Source organism: Arthrobacter sp. U41, assembly GCF_007679325.1.
In the GTDB taxonomy this organism is placed as follows: domain Bacteria; phylum Actinomycetota; class Actinomycetes; order Actinomycetales; family Micrococcaceae; genus Arthrobacter.
Map to the genome: position 1 here is coordinate 159,540 of NZ_VEGI01000007.1, position 22,090 is coordinate 181,629.

Here is a 22,090-nt window from a genome sequence, read left to right on the forward strand (position 1 = left end):
GACGGCGAAGGGCCGCTGCGCCGCGAAGGCGGGCACACACGACGGCGAAGGGCCACTGCGCCGCGAAGGTGGGCACAAGCGACGGCGAAGGGCCGCTGCGCCGCGAAGGTGGGCACAAGCGACGGCGAAGGGCCACTGCGCCGCGAAAGGTGACCACACTCACGGAACGACTAACCCTCGGACTTCAGCTCCGGGTCCTTTTGCAGGCCGGTGAGGCCGTTCCAGGCGAGGTTGACCAGGTGGGCCGCCACCTCGCGTTTGTCCGGGGTCCGGCTGTCCTGCCACCACTGGCCCGTCATGGCCACCATGCCGACGAGCATTTGCGCGTACATGGCGCCGTCGGCCGAGGTGAAGCCGCGGCGGGCGAACTCGTCGGCCAGGATGTGCTCCACCCGGGCCGTGACGTGGGAGAGCAGGGTGGAGAACGCGCCTTCCGGCTGTGTCGGCGGGGCGTCGCGCATGAGGATGCGGAACCCTTCGGTGCGCTCCTCGATGTAGCCCAGCAGTGCCAGGGCGGCCCGCTCCACGAGGACACGCGGTTTGGCTTCCTCGGACAGTGCCTCGGTGATGGAGCTCAGCAGGATCCGGAACTCGTACTCGACAACCTGGGTGTAGAGGCCTTCCTTGGACCCGAAGTGCTCGTAAATCACCGGTTTGGAGACCCCGGCGGCCGCGGCGATTTCCTCGATGGTGGTTCCGTCCAGTCCGCGGAGGGCGAAGAGCCCGCGGCCGATGCCGATGAGCTGGCTGCGGCGCTGGGGTCCGGTCATCCGGATCCGGGGCACGAAGTCGGCAGCCCGTGCGGGCCTGCCGCCGCGGCCCTCCGCCGCTCCGGATGCCCCTGCGCTGTTGCTCACCGCTCCATCATGCCCCAGATCACCCGGCGTAAGTCGGGTGACCGTGCTCCGGGCATCCCCGCAAAACTTGGCGGCAACGCAGTATGGCAGAATTGACTCTCGTGCCACAGGCTCAGCGCCTTGGCATGGTCCGCCCTGGTGTAATGGCAGCACCCCGGCCTTTGGAGCCGTGGAGTATAGGTTCGAGTCCTATGGGCGGAACTGTTGCGCGTCGCGGCACCGTAAAAGCGGCACCCGGCGGGCGCGGCCCGGGATGAGTCCAGTAGGATGAATCTGGCGCCGCGACCGGTGTCCGGGCGGCCCAAGCCGCAAGGATCCGGCAACCAAAGCGCATTACCAGGCCCCAGCCGCCGGCCACCCAGATCCACCAAGCAGCGGCATGAGCTAAGCCGCAGAGCAAGGAGAGCCCGTACGTGAGCCCCGAGAACACAGGCCCAGCCGCCGTCATCGTCCTGGCTGCAGGCGCCGGTACCCGGATGAAGTCCCGTACCCCCAAGATCCTGCACGAAATCGGCGGCCGGTCCCTCGTCGGCCACGCGCTGCATGCCGCCCGCACCATCCGGCCGCAGGAGCTGGCCCTCGTCGTCCGGCATGAACGCGACCTCGTGGCTGCCCACGTCGCCGCCGTCGATCCGGCAGCCCTGATCGTCGACCAGGACGAGATCCCGGGAACCGGCCGCGCTGTCGAAGCCGCCCTCGACGCCCTCGACGCGCTTCATCCCCAGCAGCAGGTCAGCGGCACGGTGGTGGTCACCTACGGCGACGTCCCCCTGCTTACCGGGCAGCTGCTCGGCGAACTGGTCGCCAGCCACGAGGCCGGGAACAACGCCGTGACCGTCCTCACCGCCGTCCTGGACGATGCGACCGGCTACGGACGCATCCTCCGGGCTGCGGACGGATCGGTCTCCGGCATCCGGGAGCACAAGGACGCCACCGACGCCGAACGTGCCATCCGGGAGATCAACTCGGGCATCTACGCCTTCGACGCCGCCGTTCTGCGCGACTCGCTGGCGCACGTCACCACCGACAACGCCCAGGGCGAGAAGTACCTCACCGACGTGCTCGGCCTGGCCCGTGCCGCCGGAGGCCGTGTGGCCGCCGTCGTCACTGAAGACCGCTGGCAGGTGGAGGGCGCCAATGACAGGGTCCAGCTCTCGGCCCTCGGCGCCGAACTGAACCGGCGCACCGTCGAGGCCTGGATGCGGGCCGGCGTCACAGTCGTGGACCCGGCCACCACCTGGATCGACGCCACCGTCACCCTCGCCGAGGACGTCCGGCTGCTGCCCAACATCCAGCTGCACGGCACCACCACGGTGGCGCGCGACGCCGTCGTCGGCCCCGACACGACCCTCACCGATGTCCAGGTGGGGGAGGGCGCCAAAGTGATCCGCACGCACGGGTCCGGCTCCACGATCGGCGCCAAGGCGAGCGTCGGCCCGTTCACGTACCTGCGGCCCGGCACCGTCCTCGGAGAAACCGGCAAGATCGGCGCCTTCTACGAGACCAAGAACGTCACCATCGGCCGCGGCTCCAAACTCTCCCACCTGGGCTACGCCGGCGACGCCGAAATCGGCGAGGACACCAACATCGGGTGCGGCAATATCACCGCGAACTACGACGGCGAGAAGAAGCACCGCACGGTCATCGGGTCCGGTGTGCGCACCGGCTCCAACACCGTCTTCGTCGCTCCCGTCCAGGTCGGCGACGGCGCCTACAGCGGCGCCGGCGCGGTCATCCGCCGCGACGTGCCGCCCGGTGCCCTGGTCCTGTCCCTGGCCAAGCAGGAGAACGCCGAGGGCTGGGTCCTCGCAAACCGCCCGGACTCGCTCTCTGCGTCCCTGGCCGAGGCGGCCGGCGCCACCACGACTTCCTCCAGTACTCCGGCAACTACAGAAGAGGGCTAGCAAATAATGAGCGAAATTACGGCACACGGCGAGAAGAAGCTGGTGCTTGCCGCTGGACGCGCGCATCCTGAGCTGGCGAGGGAAATCGCCAAGGAGCTCGGAACCGAGCTGCTGCCCCTGGATGCCTACGACTTCGCCAACGGTGAGATCTACGTCCGGGCGGGCGAGAGCGTGCGTGGCACCGATGCCTTCGTCATCCAGGCGCACCCCGCCCCGCTGAACAACTGGCTGATGGAACAGCTCATCATGATCGATTCGCTCAAGCGGGCCTCCGCCAAGCGCATCACCGTGGTGTCCCCGTTCTACCCGTACGCCCGGCAGGACAAGAAGGGCCGCGGCCGCGAACCCATCTCCGCACGCCTGGTCGCCGATCTGTACAAAACCGCCGGCGCCGACCGCATCATGAGCGTGGACCTGCACACCTCGCAGATCCAGGGCTTCTTCGACGGACCGGTGGACCACCTCATGGCCATCCCGCTGCTGGCGGACTACATCCGCACCCGCGTCGGCGCCGACGACATCACGGTGGTTTCCCCGGACACCGGCCGCGTCCGCGTCGCCGAGCAGTGGGCCGAGCGCCTCGGCGGGGCGCCGCTGGCCTTCGTCCACAAGAGCCGCGACCTCACCGTCCCGAACCAGGCCGTCTCCAAGACGGTCGTGGGGCAGATCGAAGGACGCACCTGCGTCCTGATCGACGACATGATCGACACCGGCGGAACCATTTCCGGCGCCGTCCAGGTGCTCAAGAACGCCGGCGCCAAGGATGTCATCATCGCGGCAACACACGCGGTGTTCTCCGATCCGGCGGCCCAGCGGCTGTCCGAGTCCGGCGCCCGCGAGGTTGTGGTCACCAACACCCTGCCGATCGACGCCAGCAAGCGCTTCCCGCAGCTCACCGTGCTGTCCATCGCACCGCTGATCGCCCGCGCCATCCGCGAAGTGTTCGACGACGGCTCCGTGACCAGCCTGTTCGACGGCAACGCGTAGGTCTCCATGGAGCGCGGCTTGAGCATGCTCAACCGCCTGCCGGTGCGGGGCTGTTTTCCTGATTGCGGCCCCGCACTGGTAGCCTAGAACCGAAACCTTGGCGAGGGAGAGCGCCGGTACGCCGTGTGCAGACAGTATGCACGGTCAACCGGACTGCTGGTATCCGTTATCGACTGGGTCTGAATCTCCTTCTGAAGGGCCGCTGCAGAGCAGCCCGGCGTTGAAGGTCGTAAACAGACCTCCGCCCTTGCTGAGCACCGTTTAGTCCCACAGCTTGAAATCCAACGAGGAGATATCCATGTCTGAGCAGAAGCTCGCAGCAGAAGTCCGCACCGAATTCGGCAAGGGCTTCGCCCGCCGCGCCCGCATGGCCAACTTGATCCCGGCCGTCATCTACGGCCACGGCGCTGAGCCGATCCACATCACCCTGCCGGCGAAGGCCACCACCCTGGCCGTGCGCACCGCCAACGCCCTGCTGACCCTGGACATCAACGGCGAACAGCACCTTGCCCTCGTCAAGGACATCCAGCGCAACCCGATCAAGCAGATCATCGAGCACCTGGACCTGCTGACCGTCCGCACCGGCGAGAAGGTCACCGTTGACGTCCCCGTCCACCTCAGTGGCGAACTGGCTCCGGGCAACGTCCACAACCTGGAAATGACCACCGTCTCCCTCGAGGCCGAGGCCACCCACCTGCCGACCGCCGTCGAGGTCAGCATCGAAGGCCGCAGCGCCGGCGAGCACATCCACGCCTCCGACCTGGTCCTGCCGAAGGGCTCCGTCCTGCTGGCTGACCCCGAGGCACTCGTGGTCAACATCTCCGAGGCCACCGAGGTCACCGAGGAAGAGGCTTCCGAAGAGGCCACCGCCGAAGCTTCCGAGGCAGCAGCCGAGTAATTCCGGCGAAATCCTCCGCTGGCCGGGTCCCTTTGGGGCCCGGCCGCCGTCGTCTCCGCCCGGCAGGGACCCGGCGCCCGGACCCTGCCCGCCTTAGCGAAGGACCCACGCATGACTGACACCTGGCTGATCGTAGGCCTCGGCAACCCGGGGGCGGAGTATGCCCACAACCGGCATAACGTGGGCCAGATGGTCCTCGACGAACTCGCGTCCCGGATCGGGAGCGGTTTTAAATCCCACAAGTCACGGGCCCACGTCCTGGAAGGCCGGCTTGGCATCGGCGGTCCGCGGGTGGTGCTTGCCAAGCCGCTGAGCTACATGAACGTCTCCGGCGGGCCGGTCTCGGCGCTGGCCAAGTTCTACGACATCGAGCCCGGCCACGTCATCGCCGTGCATGATGAGATTGATATTCCCTTCGACACGGTGAAGCTGAAGCTCGGCGGCGGCGAAGGGGGACACAACGGGCTCCGGGATATCAGCAAGGCCCTTGCCACCAAGGACTACCTGCGCGTCCGGGTCGGTGTGGGCCGCCCGCCGGGCAGGATGGATACCGCCGACTTTGTGCTGAGGGATTTTTCCGGCCCGGAGAAGAAAGAACTGCCGTTCCTGGTCGACACAGCGGCCGACGCGGTGGAGGTCCTGGTCCGGGACGGCCTGCTTGCCGCGCAGCAACAGTTCCACCCCGCGAAGACACCCTAGCCCAAACACGCCGCGGAAATCCGGTGCGGTGCACCGCGTAACGCGGCGCCACCGACGCGGCGAATTGCTTCCAAGCTTCCTGAAATGCCGTTATGATCGCTCTACTCTCATGTCGGGGGATAGGGATACGCTACTTCTAGGTGGACGGTCTCAGTTTTGCTGTCCGCAAAGCGGTACAAAGGAAACAAGATGTCGAGGGAATCGCTGGGCTGGGGGAATGTTTCCACTACATTGGCACCCGCCGAAGAACCTGCATCCGGTCCGCTGGACCGGCACAGGTGGTCAGGTCTCGCGCGCAATGCCGACGCCGACCGGGTTCGCAGCGCCCTGATCGCGGAGGACCGGATGGGCGTGGTCATCACCGGCGACCGCGGCGTCGGCAAGACGCAGGTGGGCCGCGCCGCGGTGGCAGGCTTCGGCCCCGACGTCTACACGCTGCAGCTCCGCACCCCGGGACCCGGAACGGCAACTCCCTACGGGTGCCTCGCCTTCACGCTCGCCCGGTTGCCGCAAAGTTCCCTCGGCTCGCCGACTGCCATCCTGCACGGCATCACTTCCCGGATCCGTGACGATGCCGCCGGACGCAAGTGCGTCATCCTGCTGGACAACGCCGGCGGACTGGACGAACTAAGTACCGGCGTCCTGCTCAACCTGCTTCAGACCCGGACAGCGCGGCTCGTGGCCACCGCCCAGCGCACGACGGACCTGCCGCCGGACTTCTACTGGCTCATCACCTCCGGCCAGCTGGCTGAGGTCCGGCTCGCCAACCTCACGGAGGTCGAGACCCTCGAAGTGCTCCAGGCCGCGCTGGGACACAGGGTTTCCAGCGCGCTGGCGAGCCAGCTGCACCAACTTGTCGGCGGCAGCCCGACCCTGCTGCAGGCCGTTGTCTCCGAGCAGATTGAACGGGGCAACCTCGTGTTGTCCGGATCCGTCTGGACCCTGGTGGATGAGGTGGTCCTGGACGGCCGCACCGCACTGGAAGACATTGTGCGGGCCCGGTACGCCCGGGAAACGCCGGTGGCCCGGGAGGTCATCGAAGTGCTCTCCTGCGCCCGGACCCTGCCGCTGGCCAGGCTCGCACGGATGTACAGCCCCGGGGTCATAGCGGACATGGAAGACGCCGGCCAGATTGTCGTTGACCGCACGGACCGGCATCTCGTTTCGCTCGGGGACCGCTACCTGGGCGACATCGTCCGGAACTGGCTCAGTGTGGAGCGCCGGCTGGAACTGCGCGACAAGGTACCGGGGCACCAGCAGGACGAGCTGAACGAGCTCACTGTGGAGGACCTGCTGGCGTACGCCGCATGGACCCACGATTGCGACGCGCCCCTTGCGCCGGCCCACGCCGTGGCGGCTGCCGGCGCCGCCGTCAAACTCTTCGACCCGAAGTTCGCGCTCAAGTGCGCCGGCAGCCTGAGTCCGGCGGACCCGGAATGGACCGAGGGGCAGCTGCAGAAGTCCGCGGCCTACCTGCAGCTCGGACTGCCGCTGCAGGCGATGGCTGCCCTGGACGATGTGTCGGAACCACAGATCAGCGCCCTCGGCGCGGCAGCGTACGCGGAGCTGATTGCCGCCAAGGCCGACTGCATGTCGTGGCTCGAGGACCGGACCGGGCAGGTACCCGACCTGATCCGGCAGGGCCGGCAGCATCTCGACGAGCTCGGTGAGGACGGCCCGCCGGCACCGGCCGGGGAGCTGACCCGCGCCCGTTTGTGCCTGGACCTCTGCGAATTCAACTATCTCTCCTTTGTCGGTGACTACGCGCCTATGATGGACCGGCTCACCGCGGCGGCCTCGTCGGAAACGGATGACGAGAATCCGGTGCACAGGCTGAGGTCCGCGATCATTCTGATGGAAGCCCTGTGCATGACGGGCAAGGAACTTGAAGCCCGCAAGCTGATGCGCGACATCGGCGGCCAGCTCGGGGAGTGGTCCAACGTCCCGCGGATCCGCGAGAACTTCGCGTGGAGATCCTTCAACGTGCTGCTGCTGTCCGGACAGTGGCGCCAGAGCATCGACATGCTCAAGGACGCCAGCGGCCGGGCAGGCCACGGGCTGCATTCCGGCAGCGCGCCCACTGATCTGGCCGTCGGCCTCGCCTATGTCTATGCGGGCCGCGGCTACATGGCCCTCGACCCGCTCCTGGCCGCGATAGCGCAGCTCGAAGTCAGGGCAAGCCTGCACTCACTGCGGCAGGCCTACGCGGCCACCGCCTTCGCCTACGCCCAGACCGGGAACTCCGTGCAGGCCACGGTCTATCTGGACCGGGCGCGGTCAGCAGAGGGAGCAGCCCGCTTCGCGGTCCGAAGCTCCGCGGACTTCTGCATGGACATGGCCTCGCGCTGGCTTGGTGATCCGGAGGCGAAAGACCGGCTGGTGCGTTCGGCCGAGGAACACTACCGGCGCGGCCGGTACACCCTGGCCGGCATCTTCATGCTCGGCGCGACGGTCAACGGCACCGCCAGGGACTTCCAGTTCATGGAAGAGATCGCAGCATTGCGGCAGGGTCCGCTGGCGGAACTCTCCCGCACCGTCGCCGTCGGCAGCCGCAAAAAAGATGCCGCCATCATGCTGGAAGCCGCCGGCCAGGCAGCCGCCATGGAACTTGACGCCGTCCAGGCCCGGTGCGCCGCCCTCGCTTTCGACTTCGCCAAGGCCGCGGGTCTGAGCGGGAAAGCGAGCGCCGCACATGCCATCCTGGAGAGCCTTGCGGGTTCCGTTCCGGCCTTGCCGATCATGCCCCGGAACAAGGGGCCGCTGCTCACAGAGAGGGAGCGCCAGATAGCCACCCTTGCCGGCAACGGGGTCTCCAACAAGGACATCGCCCTGGCCATCGGCATCTCCGTGCGGACCGTGGAAGGACACCTGTACCAGGTGTTCACCAAGCTGGGAGTTTCTTCGCGAAGTGATCTGCTTGGCCTCATCTAGGAAACGCGCAGCTGCTCCCGATGAGGCGGGGGGATCCAACGCCTTGACCGGCCGTGTGGAGGATCTGGGCTCGGCGGTGGAGGCGATCCGGGGCAGCACGCACGTCGCGGTCCTGCTGCTCGGGGACAGCGGGATCGGCAAATCCACGCTCCTGGACGCCGTGGTGGCCGAACTGGGAACAACTGTCACGCCGGTCCGCATCCACGGCAGCCCTTCGCTGACGAACGTGCCGTACGGGGTGCTGGGTCCGTTTATCGTTGAATTGCCCGTTCAGGAGGCCACGTCACAGCTCGCGGTGCTCAGGACCCTCTGGTCCCGGCTGGACGAAGAGCGCCGCGCCTCCCAGATGCCCCTGCTACTGATCGTGGACGACGCCCATGACCTGGACGAGGCCACCGCAGGGATCCTGGTGGAACTGGCCGCCGCCGGCTGGGCGAAACTGCTTGTAGCCTCGGCCACCCGGCCGGGTCTGCCGGACCCACTGCTGCAGCTGTGGTTTGAAGGCATGGCCGAACGGATCGACCTCCGCCCGCTCACCCAGGGGCAGACGACGGAAATTCTGGAACGCGAGCTGGGATCCCAGGTCTTGCCGAACGTCGCTGAAATCCTCTGGGAAGCCTCCGAGGGCAACCCGCTGCTGCTCAACGGCCTGATCGACGACGCAAAAAAGGACGGCACACTACTGCAGCGCAACGGGGTGTGGCTGCTGGGGCGTCCCCTGAACAGTCACGGGGACCGACTGTCCGACGTCGTGCGCCGGCAGCTACTGCGGCGCTCGCCGGAGGAGCGCCAGGCCCTGAACCTGATTGCCCTCGCGGAACCGGTGTCCCGCGAGCTGATCGAGTCCACAGTGGGCCAGGATCCGGTTGCCGTGCTCATTGAACATGAACTGATCAGGGTCACGCCGGGACCCCACCCTCAACTGCGCCTGTGGCACTCGATCTATGCCGACACCCTGCGCAACCTCATTTCTCCGGCGCGCAGCCTCCAGCTCCGGCAGAGCCTCCTCCGGCTCATGGACAGCGAACCGACCTCGGCGGAAGGCCTGCTCCGGCAGGTGAGCTGGTCGATGGAATGCGGGGCAGAGGTCGATGACCGGCAGCTGCTGCGGGCGGCCGTGCTGGCCAGCCGGCTCTACGAGGACGAGCTGGCACGCAAGGCCGCCGCCCTGATCAAGGATCCTGAGCTCCAGGTGGCGGCACGGTCTGTGACCGCGCGGACATACTTCAACACCTCGGACTATGCCGCCGCCCGGGACATCCTGGAGGCCGACTTCGCCAAGGGCCTCAGCGTGGCGGTCCTGCTGACAGGCACCCTGATGTGGGCTGCCGTGCAGGCCGCGCTCGGATACAGCCCGGCCGACATCATGGACCGCGCCAGAGCCCTCCTGGAGGCAGGCGAGCGACTGGCCAAGGAAAACCCCGAGGACGCGGAGGGAATCCTCAAGGCCACGCGGGAGCGCTATGCCACCATGCACGCGATGGTGTTCGCGCTGGCCGGCGAGTACCCGGACGGTGACGGCGCACAGGCCGACGTGTGGGCCGGTCCGCCGGCCAACACCCTGGAGGCTGCGTTCAGGCTGGCCCTGGAATCGGAACAGCTCCTCGTCCAGGGGAAGGCCGTGCAGGCGTTCGCGACGGTTTCCGAGGCCCTGGAATCAGCGGGCTCCGGACACGACGAACTGTATTTCCTGGCTGAATTCCTCGTGGCCCGGGCGGCAGCAGCGGTCATCCACGGCGGCGACTGGGAAGCAGCAGAGACGCTCCTGGCTGGGGTAGCAGCCGGGCCCGGGCCCAACCGCATTTCGTTCGGCGGGGGAGTCCACGCCGCGCACGGCGTCATCCTGCTGTACCAGGGCAAGGCTGCCCAGGCCCTGCACACCCTTAGCGCGGCATTGGAGTCATTGCGGCTCGCAGATCCCCAGCAGCTCTTCGCACTGACCTCTTCGATGGCCTTCGCCGCCGCCGCCGACGTCGGGGCCAAGGACAAGGCTGCGGCATTCCTGGCCGACTACGAGGCTGCGCCGCGGGCCGTGTCACGCTACCTGCGCATTCTCTCGCAAATGGCAGTCACCTACGGCAAGGCCAGGCTCGGCAACTATCCGGGCGCCATTGACGAGCTCCGGGCGCTGGGCCGTCCCAAGGGCGGAGGCTCCACGGCGGGCCTGGAGTTCGATGCACTCGCCTTCTGCCTTGCACTGGGGGACCGGGATGCCGCTTCCCGGGTGCTCGAACTGCAGCCCGATCTCGAGGGTCCCAGGGCAGCTGCCATCGGCCACTATGCGGCTGCGATCCGCACCGGCCTGGCTGCAGACCATCTCGAAGCCGCCAAGAGCTGCGAAGACGCCGAGCTGTGGGGTTTCGCGGCGCTGGCCTACGATGCGGCTGCGGTCGGATACCGGGCGGCCGGGGACACCCTCAGGGAGCGTGTGGCGCTGTCCCAGCGCAAGCGGTGCCTGGACCGGATGGACAGCGTCGACGGCCAGGAGCCGGAACCCGATTCCGATGCCCTTGGCGTGCTGACGCGCCGGGAGCGCGACATTGTGGCACTGGCGGTGCGCGGCCTCAGCGACCGCCAGATTGCCGCCGAGCTGCAGGTGTCCATCCGAACGGTCGAAGGCCACCTGTACCGCAGCTATGCCAAGCTCAACGTCAGCGGCCGGGACCAGCTGCCCGGTGTGTCCCCGGGCTAGCCAACGTGACCATCTTCCGGGTCGCCGATGCCCGGCACGCTGCAGAAACACTCCCTTCACCCGCCCCGGCGTGCGTAAGGCCGGGTAAACGGGCAAGTAGGCTCCGGGCCACCCGCGTACGGGGACCGCGTAGCCGGACCGCGCAAGCGTCAGGTGCCCGTTGCCGTGACAAGTACCCTCGATCCCGGTTCGTTCGGAACCCGGCACGAATTCGAGTACGGACTACCGGTGCCCCGGTGCCGTCCGGTTCGCTAAATTGTATTCAGGCATCAGGAATCACCCACCAGGATTCTCCCGCCCATCAGGATTTACCCGGGCAGTACCACCCGACAAAGGACGTTGAACGTGGAGCCATCAATGCGGAAGCGGCCCAGGCCCTCCGATGAAGCTGCCAGGATCGCCGGCCTTGGGGATCTCCCGCTCTGGTGCAGTAGACACTAAATTTCTTCCATGGTCTCCCCAATTGGTTCCGCTTGGAGCGTGAACCCCTTTGACGGAGCCGACGGCGTCGGAACCTTCTGAGACCGAGGTTCCTCCCCCCAGCCGCCGTCGGCTCCCTAGCTTTACGGTCCGCAGTCCTGGCTCGGCCGCCCGCAGCCCGGGCGGCCGTGCCAGGACTGTGTCGCCCACCGGGTGGCAGACGCTCGCAGCAGGCTGAGGCCCGCAGCGTCACGGCACCGTCCGGGCCTGAGCTGCACCGATGCCGCCGGTTCCGGAGCCCTGGTCCACGTGCGGAGAATGGCATATTGCCCGGGAGCCGGGCACGGCAGCTCCGACTACTTGGTTTTGTAATCGTGGGGGCCCTCGGATTCTGAGTACACCTGCGTAGCCCCCGGCCGATCACCACGTTGGTAATCGAGTAGCACTTACGCATCCCGATAAATCCCCGCATCCATAAATTGGACCTATCGGTAGTCAATACTTTGATTGCGAAGGTCTCTCTCATGTTTCAGCAAGAAGCCGGCCTGCCTGCGGGCAGCGGCAGAACAGATGTGATTTCAGCCGCCCAACAGCAGGGGAAGGGGTGGCACCAGAAGCGTTACACCCGGCACAAGACCGTCCTGGACGTCGTCGCGGCTCTGACCTCCGGAACCGGCTGCGGGGCGGTGATTGTGGGGGAACACGGGGCCGGAAAGTCCTTTATTGCCCAGCGGGCACTTGAACAGCTCGGTGATGACTACCTGGTGGTCCAGGTCCGCGGCAGCTCCATTTCCTCCAAGCTTCCGTACGGTGCGCTGAGCGTACTTCTTAACGAACTGGATTCCTCCCACCTTGAGCATCCGCTGATGGTCCTGCGTGGCCTGACACAGCTGCTCCATACCCGCGCCCAGGGCCGCACCATCGTACTTTTTGTCGACAATGCCCATGACCTCGATGAACTGTCCACCATGATGGTGGCCCAGCTCTGCGCCGGCGGCCACGTCCTGTTGCTCGCCGCGTGCGTTGACCTGCCCAACCTGGGCAGCGACATCATGGGGCTCTGGAAGGATGACCTGCTGCGCCGGGTGGACCTTGGTCCTTTCGATTTCAGTGAAACGGCGGACAGCCTCGCCCAGGAATACGGCGGACACTTCTCCCACACGGCGGCACGAGCCCTTTGGAACGCCAGCGGCGGCAACGCGCTCTTCCTGCACTCCCTGGCCCGGGAGCAGATCAAGCTGGGAGTCATTGTCCGCCACGAGGACTCGTGGGTCCTGGGGGACAGGCCGGTGGCGCTGGCCGGCGAGATCCGGGACGTGCTCAAGGCCCGCCTGAACCGGCTGAGTCCGGGCCAGCGTGACGTCTTTGAGCTTCTGTCGCTCGCCGGGGCCCTGCCCCTGCAGACTCTGATGCACGTGTCCAAGGCGCAGGACATCGACACCCTTCAGGAGCGGGCGCTGATCCGGGTCAGCCATGAGCACCCGCCCATGGTGAGCATCACCAACCCGGTCACAGCGGGAATCGTCGCCAGCGTAGTGCCGCCCGGACGCAGTGCGGAACTCCGCCGCCGGCTGGGTGCTGTGCTCCAGGACCTGGACCTGGACGAATACACCGGGTCCACTGCGGTGGCCTGGGCACTCGACTGCGGTGAAGAAGTGGATCCCCAGCTGGCGCTGGCGGCGGCCCGCATCGCGAACAAGGAGTCCGATCCGCAGTCGGCCCTGAGGTTTACCCGGGAAATCGCCGGAGGGGAGAAGCTGACGGACGTGGCCGTCGAATCCGCCCGGGCCTTGATCTCCCTGCATAACGACGAAGCGGCCCGGCGCGTCCTGGCCGGCGTCGAAAAGCGGGCGGGCGAGGAACTGGCATTGGATGAATGGGCGTCCCTGCAGCTGCTGTGGGCCGAGCTCGACAGGCGGAGCCCGGCTGCGGCCGGAACTGCGCTGGCCCGGCTGCAGGAGATTGAGTTGCGGCTCACGGTAGCCGGGGACACCGGACACGGGCCGGGTTCGGTGGCTGAGCGCGTTCGCCTGGCCTACGCAGAGCTGGCAGCCTTCGAAGGCCGGTACGGTGATGTCCTGCAGATGTTCCAGGACGTGGATTCCACGGACCTGAGCAGCGAAGCCAAGATCCGGGCGGCGAGCCTGCTGTCTGAAGCGAAGGCGGTCACCGGCGACGTCCTGGGTGCTGTGGTGCTGGGCCGGCAGGTCCTTCTTGCCGCCGGCTTCCTGGATCTGCCCGACGCGTTGCTTCGCGACATCCGGGGACGGTTCCTGCTGATTCTGCTGTTGTCGGCAAAGTTCCGGGACGCCGCGGACTTCATGGCGGCCACCGCGGAGGTCTGGGACGCGCAGCCCCGGCTGGGCAGTATGTTTGAGATCGGACAGGGAATCGTCGACCTCCATCGCGGTGACGTTACCGGGGCACTGCAGCGCCTCCAGTCCGGGGTCTGGCAACTGAGGATGCACGATCCCGATGCGGTCGCCGGACTTGCAGTTGCGGCCTGCGCCTATGCCTTCGCACTGCAGGGTGATGAGGAAAAGGCCGGGGCGCTGCTGGTGGACGTTGAGGACCCGCTGCCCAGGGCATCGTGGCTGGTGAACCGGATGACGCGGTACTTCGAGCTGTCCGCGAAGGCGGAAATCGGCCAGAAGACCGAGGCGCTGCGCGCGCTGAAGCAGGAAGCCGACAGTGACACCGAAGCCTCTGCGCTTACCACCGGGCTCCAGTTCCTCGCCGCGGTAGCCCGGGTGGGAGACCGCCAGGCAAGCCAGAAACTCGCCGATCTTGCGGGCCAGGTCTCCGGGCGCTTCGCCGGCCTGTGCGCTCGGCTCGCGGAAGGATTGAAGAATTCCGACAGCGAGGAACTGCTGGCAACGTCCAAGGATGCCGATGCTGCCGGCCATGCGGTCTTCGCCAGGGATACGACCAGGAAAGCAGTCAGCTGCGCCAACGACGCGGGCAACCGAATTTCCCTCCGGATGGCCCAGCGAACGCAGCAGTCCCTCGAGGACCGATTCGGCAACCCGAGGAACGGTGTGCTTTCCCTGCTCACCTCGACACTGACAGCCAGGGAATCCGAGGTAGCCGTGAGGGCGGCCGCGGGTACATCCAACCGGAAAATCGCGGACGAGATGCACGTTTCTGTCCGGACAGTTGAAGGGCACCTGTACCAGGTGTACGCGAAACTGCACGTCGCAAGCAGGTCGGAACTCAAAGATGTCATCTCCGGACCTGTGGAACACGCACGCCTCGGCTAACCGGCCCGGCTCCCTATCCTCCGGGCGGTGGGATCCGCCGCGCCGCAGGAGGGGCCACAGGTGGAAGGGCTGAGCGAGTCAGCCACTCTGGTCGGCCGGTCCGGGGTCGTCAAGGAAATCCTCCGCTGCCTGCGCGATGGCGGGATGTCCGGTGCCCTCATCGTCGGCAACCCGGGCACCGGTAAGACCGCAGTCTCCAGGGCGGTCATCCGCGAACTGGAGCCTCACACGGCCGTGATTCGACTAGCAGCGACACCGGCACTGTCGGCGGTGCCTTTTGGCGCGCTGTCGCCCTACCTTGGCGAGCTGCCGGCACAGGATCTGGACTCATTCGCCGCCGTCGTGAAGGCCGTGACAGACAGCATCAAAGCGCAGCCCAGCAAGCCGCTGTTCGTCATTGACGACGCCCAGCGCCTGGACCGCGGGACCACCCAGCTTGTTGCCCAGGCCGTCGCCACCGGCGCCGCCAACGTCCTGGCCACGTGCCGGCCGGGACTGCTTATCCCCGAGGAATTCCTGGCCCTCTGGGATGACGGGATCCTCGCGAAATTCGACTTGGAGCCACTCACGCGGGCCGAGGTGCACCAGCTCTGCGAGCAGGTTCTCCGCGCCGATGTCTCGCCCTGGGCCACCGCGATCCTGGCCGATGCCTCCGCCGGGAACCCTTTTATGCTGTTGTCCCTGATCGAACACGCCCGGGATACCGGGGCCCTGGGGCTGCGCCGTGGCATCTGGTTCCTCCTCTCCCGACCCGTTTTGTCCGATATCCCGGTCGCGGACCTGATCGGCCACGAGCTGCGGTCGATGTCACCCGAAGAAAGGACAACCGCCGCCATCGTGGCCCTGGCGGGACCGCTTTCCCTCGGCCAGCTGTTGGGATTCGGTGGCCCGAAAGCCGTCGACGCCCTGGAGATGGCCGGAATCATCACCGTCTCACGAGGCGCCGACCGCACCGTCCGTGCCGCGAGTCCCCTGATCGGCGAGATCATTCGCCGCTGGGTTCCGGCCGGCAGAAGCGCAGGACTGCGCGCCAGTTTTGTGTCACTGCCGACCGGACCATCTGTGCCCCCGGACGCCCTGCTGAACCGGGTCCGGTGGGCCCTGGACTGCGGAGCCGACGTACCGGCGGAGGAGCTCCTCACGGCGGCTTGCGCTGCCAACGTCGCCCTCGACGCGCAGACCGCGCTCAGGACCGCGGAGGCCATATCCGATGACGCGATGATTCCCGAAGCCCGGCTGCAGATGGCCTATGCGCGGTACCTGCTGGGTGACGGCGCCGAGTCCGCAAAATTGCTGCAACTCGCGGAACCCGTTCCGAACGATACGTCCCGTTATCTGGCGGCGCTGTTATCCGCGCGCCTGCGGGGACGGTCGAAGGCTCCGCCGGGCGGCGGTGCTTCCGCCGGCGTGGCGGGTCCCGCCGGAGCACCCGACGCCGGTCCGCTGCACAACAGCCGGGTCACCTTCCACCCTGACGCCGCCATCGGACCATCGTGGCTTGACCTTGCCACGGTGGCCGTGGGGGCCGGGATTGCCGGAAGCCAGCCTTCCGGGGTCCAGATGGACGGTGAAGGCGGACTGAGCCAGCTGGTTGCGGCCGCAGGGGAGCGCCCCGAGATCAAGCTGACAGCTGAGTCGCTGCTCGCGGAACTGCTCTGCGCCAAAGGCAGGATGGCGGAGGGTCTTGGGCTCGCCCGGGAGGCCTGGCAGGAAGCGCAAAGCGCCGGCAAGGCACTGCCGCTTGTCTATGAAGATCTCCTGGTGCGCTACAGCCTGACCATGAACTGGGCCGGGGAATGGGAGGCGCTCGCCGCAGCCCTCGATGAGTACGAGGCCCACTACCCGTCGAGGCTGTTGCTCAGCGGCGGCATCCTGCACCTGATGAGGGGCCTCGCCCGCGTCCGTCAGGGGCGCATGCCCGAAGGTAGCGCCGAACTGGTTCTCGGTGTGGAGGAACTCACGATTGCCGATCCCTGGGAGTTGTTGCCCTTTGCCCATGCCCTGGCCGCCTATGCCGCTTCGGCCGTGGGTCACACGCAGGAGGCCGAGGAGCATGCGGCCGCCTTCCGGCTGGCCCGGTACCGCGGGCCCGGGTCCGTTCCGCTGCTCGCCGAGGCGTATTCAACTGCGGCCGGGGGAGCGCCCGGCGGAGCAGGGGCGGCCGGCAGGAGGCTCGCGGGTCTTGCTGCGGAGGCCAGTCGGCAGGGGCTGCAGGGCATTGAGACCGATATCCGGCGGCTTGCCGTGCGCCGGGGAGACGCAGGGGCCGCCGACGCTCTGGCCGTCAGCAGCTCCGGGGTTGAGGGGCGGGAAGCGGAAATGCTGCACGACTACGCGCTCGCCGTGCTGCACTCCGACGACGCCGAGCTCGTCCAGATCAGCGACAAGGCGCTGCGCGGCGGCTTCGTGCTTCTGGCTCTCGAAGCCGCGCAGCAGGCCGAGCGGTGCCTCGCGGAATCCACCGACAAGCGGAAGCTGCTCGCAGTCCAGCGCAAGATCCAGAACCGGATGACCGCGGCCGGGATGGCTGCCCACATCGACCTCATTCGGCCGGAACAGGACGCGGAACTTACCGCCAGGGAAACCGAAATCCTGGACCTGGTGTCCGGCGGAGCCACGAATGCCGAGATTGCCAGCAGGCTCCACGTGTCCCAGCGGACCGTGGAAGGGCACCTCTACCGCCTCTTCGCCAAGCTGGGCGTCAGCCGGCGCAGTGACCTGATGGACCCGGGCGGCGATCCGCACCCGCCCTGATGCGGCAGGTGGCCCGGGGCCGGCAGCAGAATCCGCGGTCCCGTTCCGTGGGATGATGGATAGTAGTCCATTTGACCCCGAACCGAGGAGGCCAGCGTGGTTTTTGTGCCCACGTCAGAGTCCCAGGCCGTGCTCACGCCTGCACTGACCGACGACGAGGTGCTGCGAATCCGCAACGACTTCCCCGTCCTCTCCCGGTCCGTGGGCGGGCACCCCCTGACTTATCTTGACTCCGGTGCGACGTCGCAGAACCCCCTCAGCGTCATTGAAGCCGAACAGGAGTTCTACGAGCAGCGCAACGCCGCCGTTCACCGCGGCGCCCACTCGCTGGCTGTAGAGGCCACGGAATCCTTCGAGGATGCCCGCGAAACACTCGCAGCCTTCCTGGGCGCGGGAGCGGATGAGATCATCTGGACCTCCAACGCCACCGAGGGCCTGAACCTGCTCAGCTACGCGTTCCTGAACTCGTCCCTGCCCGGCGCGGGTGCCCCGGCCGCACGGTTCGCCCTGGGCGCCGGCGACGAGATTGTGGTCACCGAGATGGAGCACCACGCAAACCTCATCCCGTGGCAGCAGCTGGCGGAACGGACCGGAGCGAGGCTCCGGTTCATCCCGGTCGACGACGCGGGCGTGCTGGACCTCGACGCTGCCGGCGGCATCATCGGCCCGGCCACCCGGGTCCTCGCCTTCAGCCACGCCTCCAATGTGCTGGGCACGATCAACCCGGTCAAGGAGCTTGTGGCGATGGCCCGCCAGGCGGGTGCCCTCACCGTGCTGGACGCCTGCCAGTCTGCGCCCCACCTGCCGCTGGACGTGCAGGACCTCGGCGTTGACTTCGCGGTCCTCTCGGGACACAAAATGCTGGGTCCCACCGGCATCGGTGTGCTGTACGGCCGGTCCGAACTGCTGAACGCGCTGCCACCTTTCCTCACCGGCGGATCAATGATCACCACGGTGACGATGGAGCGCGCCGCGTTCCTGCCCGCCCCGCAGCGGTTCGAGGCCGGCACCCAGAAAGTCTCCCAGGCCATCGCCCTCGCGGCCGCGGCGAACTACCTTACCGAGACCGGGATGGAGCGTGTCCACGCCTGGGAATCGCTGCTGGGGCAACGCCTCGTCGAAGGTCTGGCAACCATTCCCGGCGTGCGCGTCCTCGGCCCGGCAGCCGGACAGGAGCGGATCGGCCTGGCGTCCTTCGACGTCGCCGGTGTGCACGCGCACGACGTTGGACAGTTCCTGGACAGCAAGGGAATCGCGGTTCGGGTCGGCCACCACTGCGCGCAGCCGCTGCACCGCCGCCTGGGCCTGACAGCCAGCACGCGCGCCAGCACCTACCTGTACAACACGACGTCCGACGTGGACGCGTTCCTCGCGGCTGTCGCCGGGGTCCGCGCCTACTTTGGAGCTTAAGGACAGCCGCGCATGAGCCTTGAACAGCTGTACCAGCAGATCATTCTGGAACACGCCAAACTGCGGACCGGCAGCGGACTGGCGGAGACGCCCGTTCCGGCCGGGGCGTCGTCCGGCCAGTCCCACCAGCTCAATCCGGTCTGCGGGGATGAGATCACGGTCCGGGTGGCGGTGTCGGAGGGAAAAGTCGCCCAGCTGCGGTGGGACGGAGCCGGTTGCTCGATTTCCATGGCATCGGCCTCCGTGCTGACCGACCTTGCCGAGGGAATGGAGGTGGGCAGCTTCACGGAAGTCATCGACCATTTCCGCGAAGTTCTGCGATCCCGCGGGAAACTGGCCGCAGATCCTGAGATCCTCGGTGACGCGTCAGCCTTTGAAGGCGTCTCGAAATACGCCGCCCGGGTGAAGTGCGCCATGATTTCCTGGGTGGCCGCCGAAGATGCCCTCGCCCAGGCACTCGCCCCCAGCACACCGGCACCCTAGCCAAACAAAACGGCAGCCAACACAAAACGGCCCGGCACCCTGTTCGGGTGCCGGGCCGTTTTTGCTTCGGGCCCGCCGGGCGAAGCCCGGCCAGAAGAAGGGCCCGTCCAGAAGAAGAGCCCGGCTAGCCGACGAGGCCGGCAATCCCGATGGCCGCCGTCGCCGCCCCCAGCAACAGGGAAATGCTGACGAGGACAACGTGGACGGTGAGGAAACGGGTGGCCTTGCCGTCAGCGTCCCGGGACCTGGGGTCCTGGGGTCCTTCATCACCCGGCGCAGGAACTGCGGCCAGACCGCGAGGGACCACACCCCGGCCACGACTAGGACGACGGACAGGACTGCCGGCAGCTCCATGCGCTAGTGGCTTTCGAGCCAGGCCTGGGCCTGCTTGGACTGGATGTTCAGGGCCTTGCCCACCATCGGTTCGGCCGCTTCGGCGATCTTGCCGCCCAGGAAAGGCACCGAGGACGTCACGGTGCCCTCAAGCTCGATCCGGGTGCTGCCGCCGTCGGAGACGAGGCGCTGGACGGCATTGACATCCAGCGGGGCGCCGGAGACCTTCAGGGTGATGTTGCTGAGCCGGGAGCCATCGGCGGCGGGAGCGTCCCACTTCTCCAGCTGCGTCACCTTGAGGCTTTCGCCGACGAACTTCCGGGCAATGTCCGGCATCCGGGTGGTCGGGATGGTCCGCACGGTGGTGGTGCTGAAGGCGCCGGCCGTGTCGCCGTCGACGGCGAAGGATTCGAGGGTGCCGCCCACGAGCTCGCTCGTGTGGCGCAGGAAATCCTCATTCACGAAAACTGCGGTGACGCGGTCAACGCTGTGCGGAAGGTTGGTGGATGCACTCAAAGCCATAGGGGGTCCTCCGTGGGGGTGGATCGGGTCGTTTCGGGCTCCAAACATCCTACGCGGTGTGCCCGGCAGGCTCCGATTCCTGATCCTGGAGGGCCTTCGCCGCGGCCGTGATGTTTCGCGACATGGCCGGGAAAATCAGGCTGTGGAACGGCAGCACCGCCAGCCAGTACAAGCGACCGCTGAGACCCTTGGGGAAGAAGATGGCCCGCTGGCGGTAGCGGCTGCCGGTTCCCTCCGGCTCCACTGACAGCTCCAGCCAAGCCCGGCCAGGCGCCCGCATTTCGGCGCGCAGCCGGAGCAGCCTGCCGCGGTCGATCCGCTCCGCCCGCCACCAGTCCACCACTTCGCCCTCGGCCAGCAGGTGCGGGTGCCGCCGGCCGCGCAGCAGCCCGGCTCCGCCGGTCAGCTTGTCCAACCAGCCGCGGACGCGCCAGGCCAAGGGCATGGAGTACCAGCCGTTCTGCCCGCCAATGCCTTCGATGATGGTCCAGACGTGCTTGGGATCAACGTCGCTGGAGTAGCTGCGCTCGTCCAGATAGACGAGGTGGCCGGCCCAGTCGGGGTCGGAGGGAAGCGGATCGGCGTCGGCCCCGGCGCTGGCCCACGTGGTTTCCACCTGGCCGTCGCGCTCCTTGCCCAGGGCGAGGGCCACTGCCCGGCGGTACGGGGTGAGTCCTCCTTCCGGCGGGGGGATGTACGCGTCGATGTCGTGCTCCCGGGAGACGGCGTCGTGCTGGAGCGACTCCACGAGCGGCAGGGACATCGAGAGCGGAATGGGTGTGGTCAAGGCGACCCACATGCCCGCGAGCTTGGGCGCGGGAATGGGAAGCGCCAGCACCACGCGGCGCGGGAGCCCGGCCTCCGCGGCGTATTCCTGCATCATGCCCGCGTAGCTGAGGACCTGGCGGCAGCCGATGTCGAAAGTGCGGTTGATCGGGCCGTCGAGCGATGCCGCCCCGACGAGGTAGTGCAACACGTCGCGCACCGCGATCGCCTCGATCTTGTTGCGCACCCAACTGGGGGCGGGCATCAGGGGCAGCGTCTCGGACAAGTGCCGGATCATCTCAAACGACGCCGAACCGGATCCGATCACGACGCCGGCCTGGAAAACGATGGCGTCCACCGGACTGTCCAGGAAGACCTTCCCTACGGCCTCGCGGGACCTCATGTGGGTGGAGAGTTCGGCGCCGGCTGGGTGCAGGCCACCCAGGTAGACGATCCGGTCCACGCCGGCGTCGGCCGCCGCCCGCGCCGCCGTCTCGGCCATCGCCTTTTCTTTGGATTCGAAGCCCGACCCGGCCGCCATGGAGTGGACCAGATAATAGAGAACGTCGACGCCGTTCAGGGCTTCGCGCAGGGCATCGCCGTCGTCGAGGCTGCTCTGGACCACCTCGACGTCGTCCAGCCAGGGCACGCCGGCGATTTTCGCCGGCGTCCGGACCAGGACCTTGACCGTGTGTCCGGCCTCGAGCAGCCGCGGTACCAGCCGCCCGCCGATGTAGCCGGTGGCGCCGGTGACCAGCACCGTACGTGGATTGTCGCTCATGGAGTCTCCTCGGAGGTGGTACAGCTCGGACAGCAAGCTTAGCAATCACCGCGCCGGACCCGTCAGGCGCGGCAGAGTCCCCTCGGGCAGCCCGTTCAGCAGCCACGTCCCATCAGACACAGGGAACACTACGTCTTTCTCTACCACCCTCCGCATCCGGCGGCCCACGCGTCCCAAGAATTTCCAAAGGCCCCACGACGATGCTGTGGCCATCCAGTGCACCGAGCGACCACATTCAGGGGGGAGCCGGTATGACTCGATGGAGGTATACATCATGGCGAAACATCGCAAGATCCGAGGGGGGGTCGGCAACCCCCAAGTCAGAGGGAAGGCACCAGGTGTCACGCGCAAGTTCGCGGCCGGTGCCCTCGCTCTCCTGCTCAGTGTGGGGGTT

The 22,090-nt window shown here is 67.4% G+C and carries 13 protein-coding genes, 1 tRNA gene and 1 pseudogene; 11 read left to right on the plus strand and 4 right to left on the minus strand.

Annotation, left to right across the window (positions count from 1 at the left end):
* Positions 1-170: 170 nt before the first annotated feature.
* The gene (locus FS787_RS17285; protein WP_144674512.1) at positions 171-770 is read right to left on the minus strand and encodes a TetR/AcrR family transcriptional regulator; all 600 of its coding nucleotides are present in this window, start codon (positions 768-770) and stop codon (positions 171-173) included.
* Positions 771-986: 216 nt separating this feature from the next.
* On the opposite strand from FS787_RS17285, the gene FS787_RS17290 reads away from it, so the two are divergent.
* The 11 genes from FS787_RS17290 to sufU all read left to right on the plus strand — a co-directional run bounded on the left by FS787_RS17290 (position 987) and on the right by sufU (position 19,295).
* A tRNA-Gln gene (locus tag FS787_RS17290) sits at positions 987-1,058 on the plus strand.
* Between the two features lie 212 nt (positions 1,059-1,270).
* Positions 1,271-2,761 carry a bifunctional UDP-N-acetylglucosamine diphosphorylase/glucosamine-1-phosphate N-acetyltransferase GlmU gene (gene glmU / locus FS787_RS17295; protein WP_144674369.1) on the plus strand — a complete coding sequence of 497 codons (1,491 nt, stop codon included), beginning with the start codon at positions 1,271-1,273 and terminating at the stop codon, positions 2,759-2,761.
* Between the two features lie 6 nt (positions 2,762-2,767).
* Complete coding sequence (locus tag FS787_RS17300; RefSeq protein ID WP_144674371.1) at positions 2,768-3,748, plus strand: ribose-phosphate diphosphokinase; 981 nt, start codon at positions 2,768-2,770, stop codon at positions 3,746-3,748.
* A gap of 298 nt (positions 3,749-4,046) precedes the next feature.
* Complete coding sequence (locus tag FS787_RS17305; protein ID WP_144674373.1) at positions 4,047-4,646, plus strand: 50S ribosomal protein L25/general stress protein Ctc; 600 nt, start codon at positions 4,047-4,049, stop codon at positions 4,644-4,646.
* Positions 4,647-4,757: 111 nt separating this feature from the next.
* Positions 4,758-5,345, plus strand: a complete 588-nt coding sequence (gene pth, locus FS787_RS17310) for an aminoacyl-tRNA hydrolase (RefSeq protein WP_144674375.1) — start codon at positions 4,758-4,760, stop codon at positions 5,343-5,345.
* A 189-nt stretch (positions 5,346-5,534) separates the two neighbouring features.
* The gene (locus FS787_RS17315; RefSeq protein ID WP_144674377.1) at positions 5,535-8,276 is read left to right on the plus strand and encodes a helix-turn-helix transcriptional regulator; all 2,742 of its coding nucleotides are present in this window, start codon (positions 5,535-5,537) and stop codon (positions 8,274-8,276) included.
* A gap of 43 nt (positions 8,277-8,319) precedes the next feature.
* On the plus strand, positions 8,320-10,968 hold the full coding sequence (locus FS787_RS17320) for a LuxR C-terminal-related transcriptional regulator (protein WP_144674379.1): 2,649 nt from the start codon (positions 8,320-8,322) through the stop codon (positions 10,966-10,968).
* Between the two features lie 944 nt (positions 10,969-11,912).
* Positions 11,913-14,648, plus strand: a complete 2,736-nt coding sequence (locus FS787_RS17325) for a LuxR C-terminal-related transcriptional regulator (protein WP_144674381.1) — start codon at positions 11,913-11,915, stop codon at positions 14,646-14,648.
* Positions 14,649-14,708: 60 nt separating this feature from the next.
* Positions 14,709-17,402, plus strand: coding sequence for a LuxR family transcriptional regulator (locus FS787_RS17330; RefSeq protein ID WP_144674384.1), 2,694 nt, complete (start codon positions 14,709-14,711; stop codon positions 17,400-17,402).
* Positions 17,403-17,507: 105 nt separating this feature from the next.
* On the plus strand, positions 17,508-18,812 hold the full coding sequence (locus FS787_RS17335; RefSeq protein WP_395940367.1) for a SufS family cysteine desulfurase: 1,305 nt from the start codon (positions 17,508-17,510) through the stop codon (positions 18,810-18,812).
* A 12-nt stretch (positions 18,813-18,824) separates the two neighbouring features.
* On the plus strand, positions 18,825-19,295 hold the full coding sequence (gene sufU, locus FS787_RS17340; RefSeq protein WP_144674388.1) for a Fe-S cluster assembly sulfur transfer protein SufU: 471 nt from the start codon (positions 18,825-18,827) through the stop codon (positions 19,293-19,295).
* A gap of 124 nt (positions 19,296-19,419) precedes the next feature.
* On the opposite strand, the pseudogene FS787_RS17345 reads toward sufU, so the two are convergent.
* The 3 genes and pseudogenes from FS787_RS17345 to FS787_RS17355 form a co-directional block, all read right to left on the minus strand.
* Positions 19,420-19,649 (minus strand): annotated as a pseudogene (locus tag FS787_RS17345) (SCO4848 family membrane protein).
* A gap of 3 nt (positions 19,650-19,652) precedes the next feature.
* Complete coding sequence (locus tag FS787_RS17350; protein WP_144674390.1) at positions 19,653-20,150, minus strand: DUF2505 domain-containing protein; 498 nt, start codon at positions 20,148-20,150, stop codon at positions 19,653-19,655.
* Positions 20,151-20,199: 49 nt separating this feature from the next.
* A complete protein-coding gene (locus FS787_RS17355) occupies positions 20,200-21,696 on the minus strand; it encodes an SDR family oxidoreductase (RefSeq protein WP_144674392.1) in 1,497 nt (498 codons plus the stop codon).
* Positions 21,697-22,090: the final 394 nt, after the last annotated feature.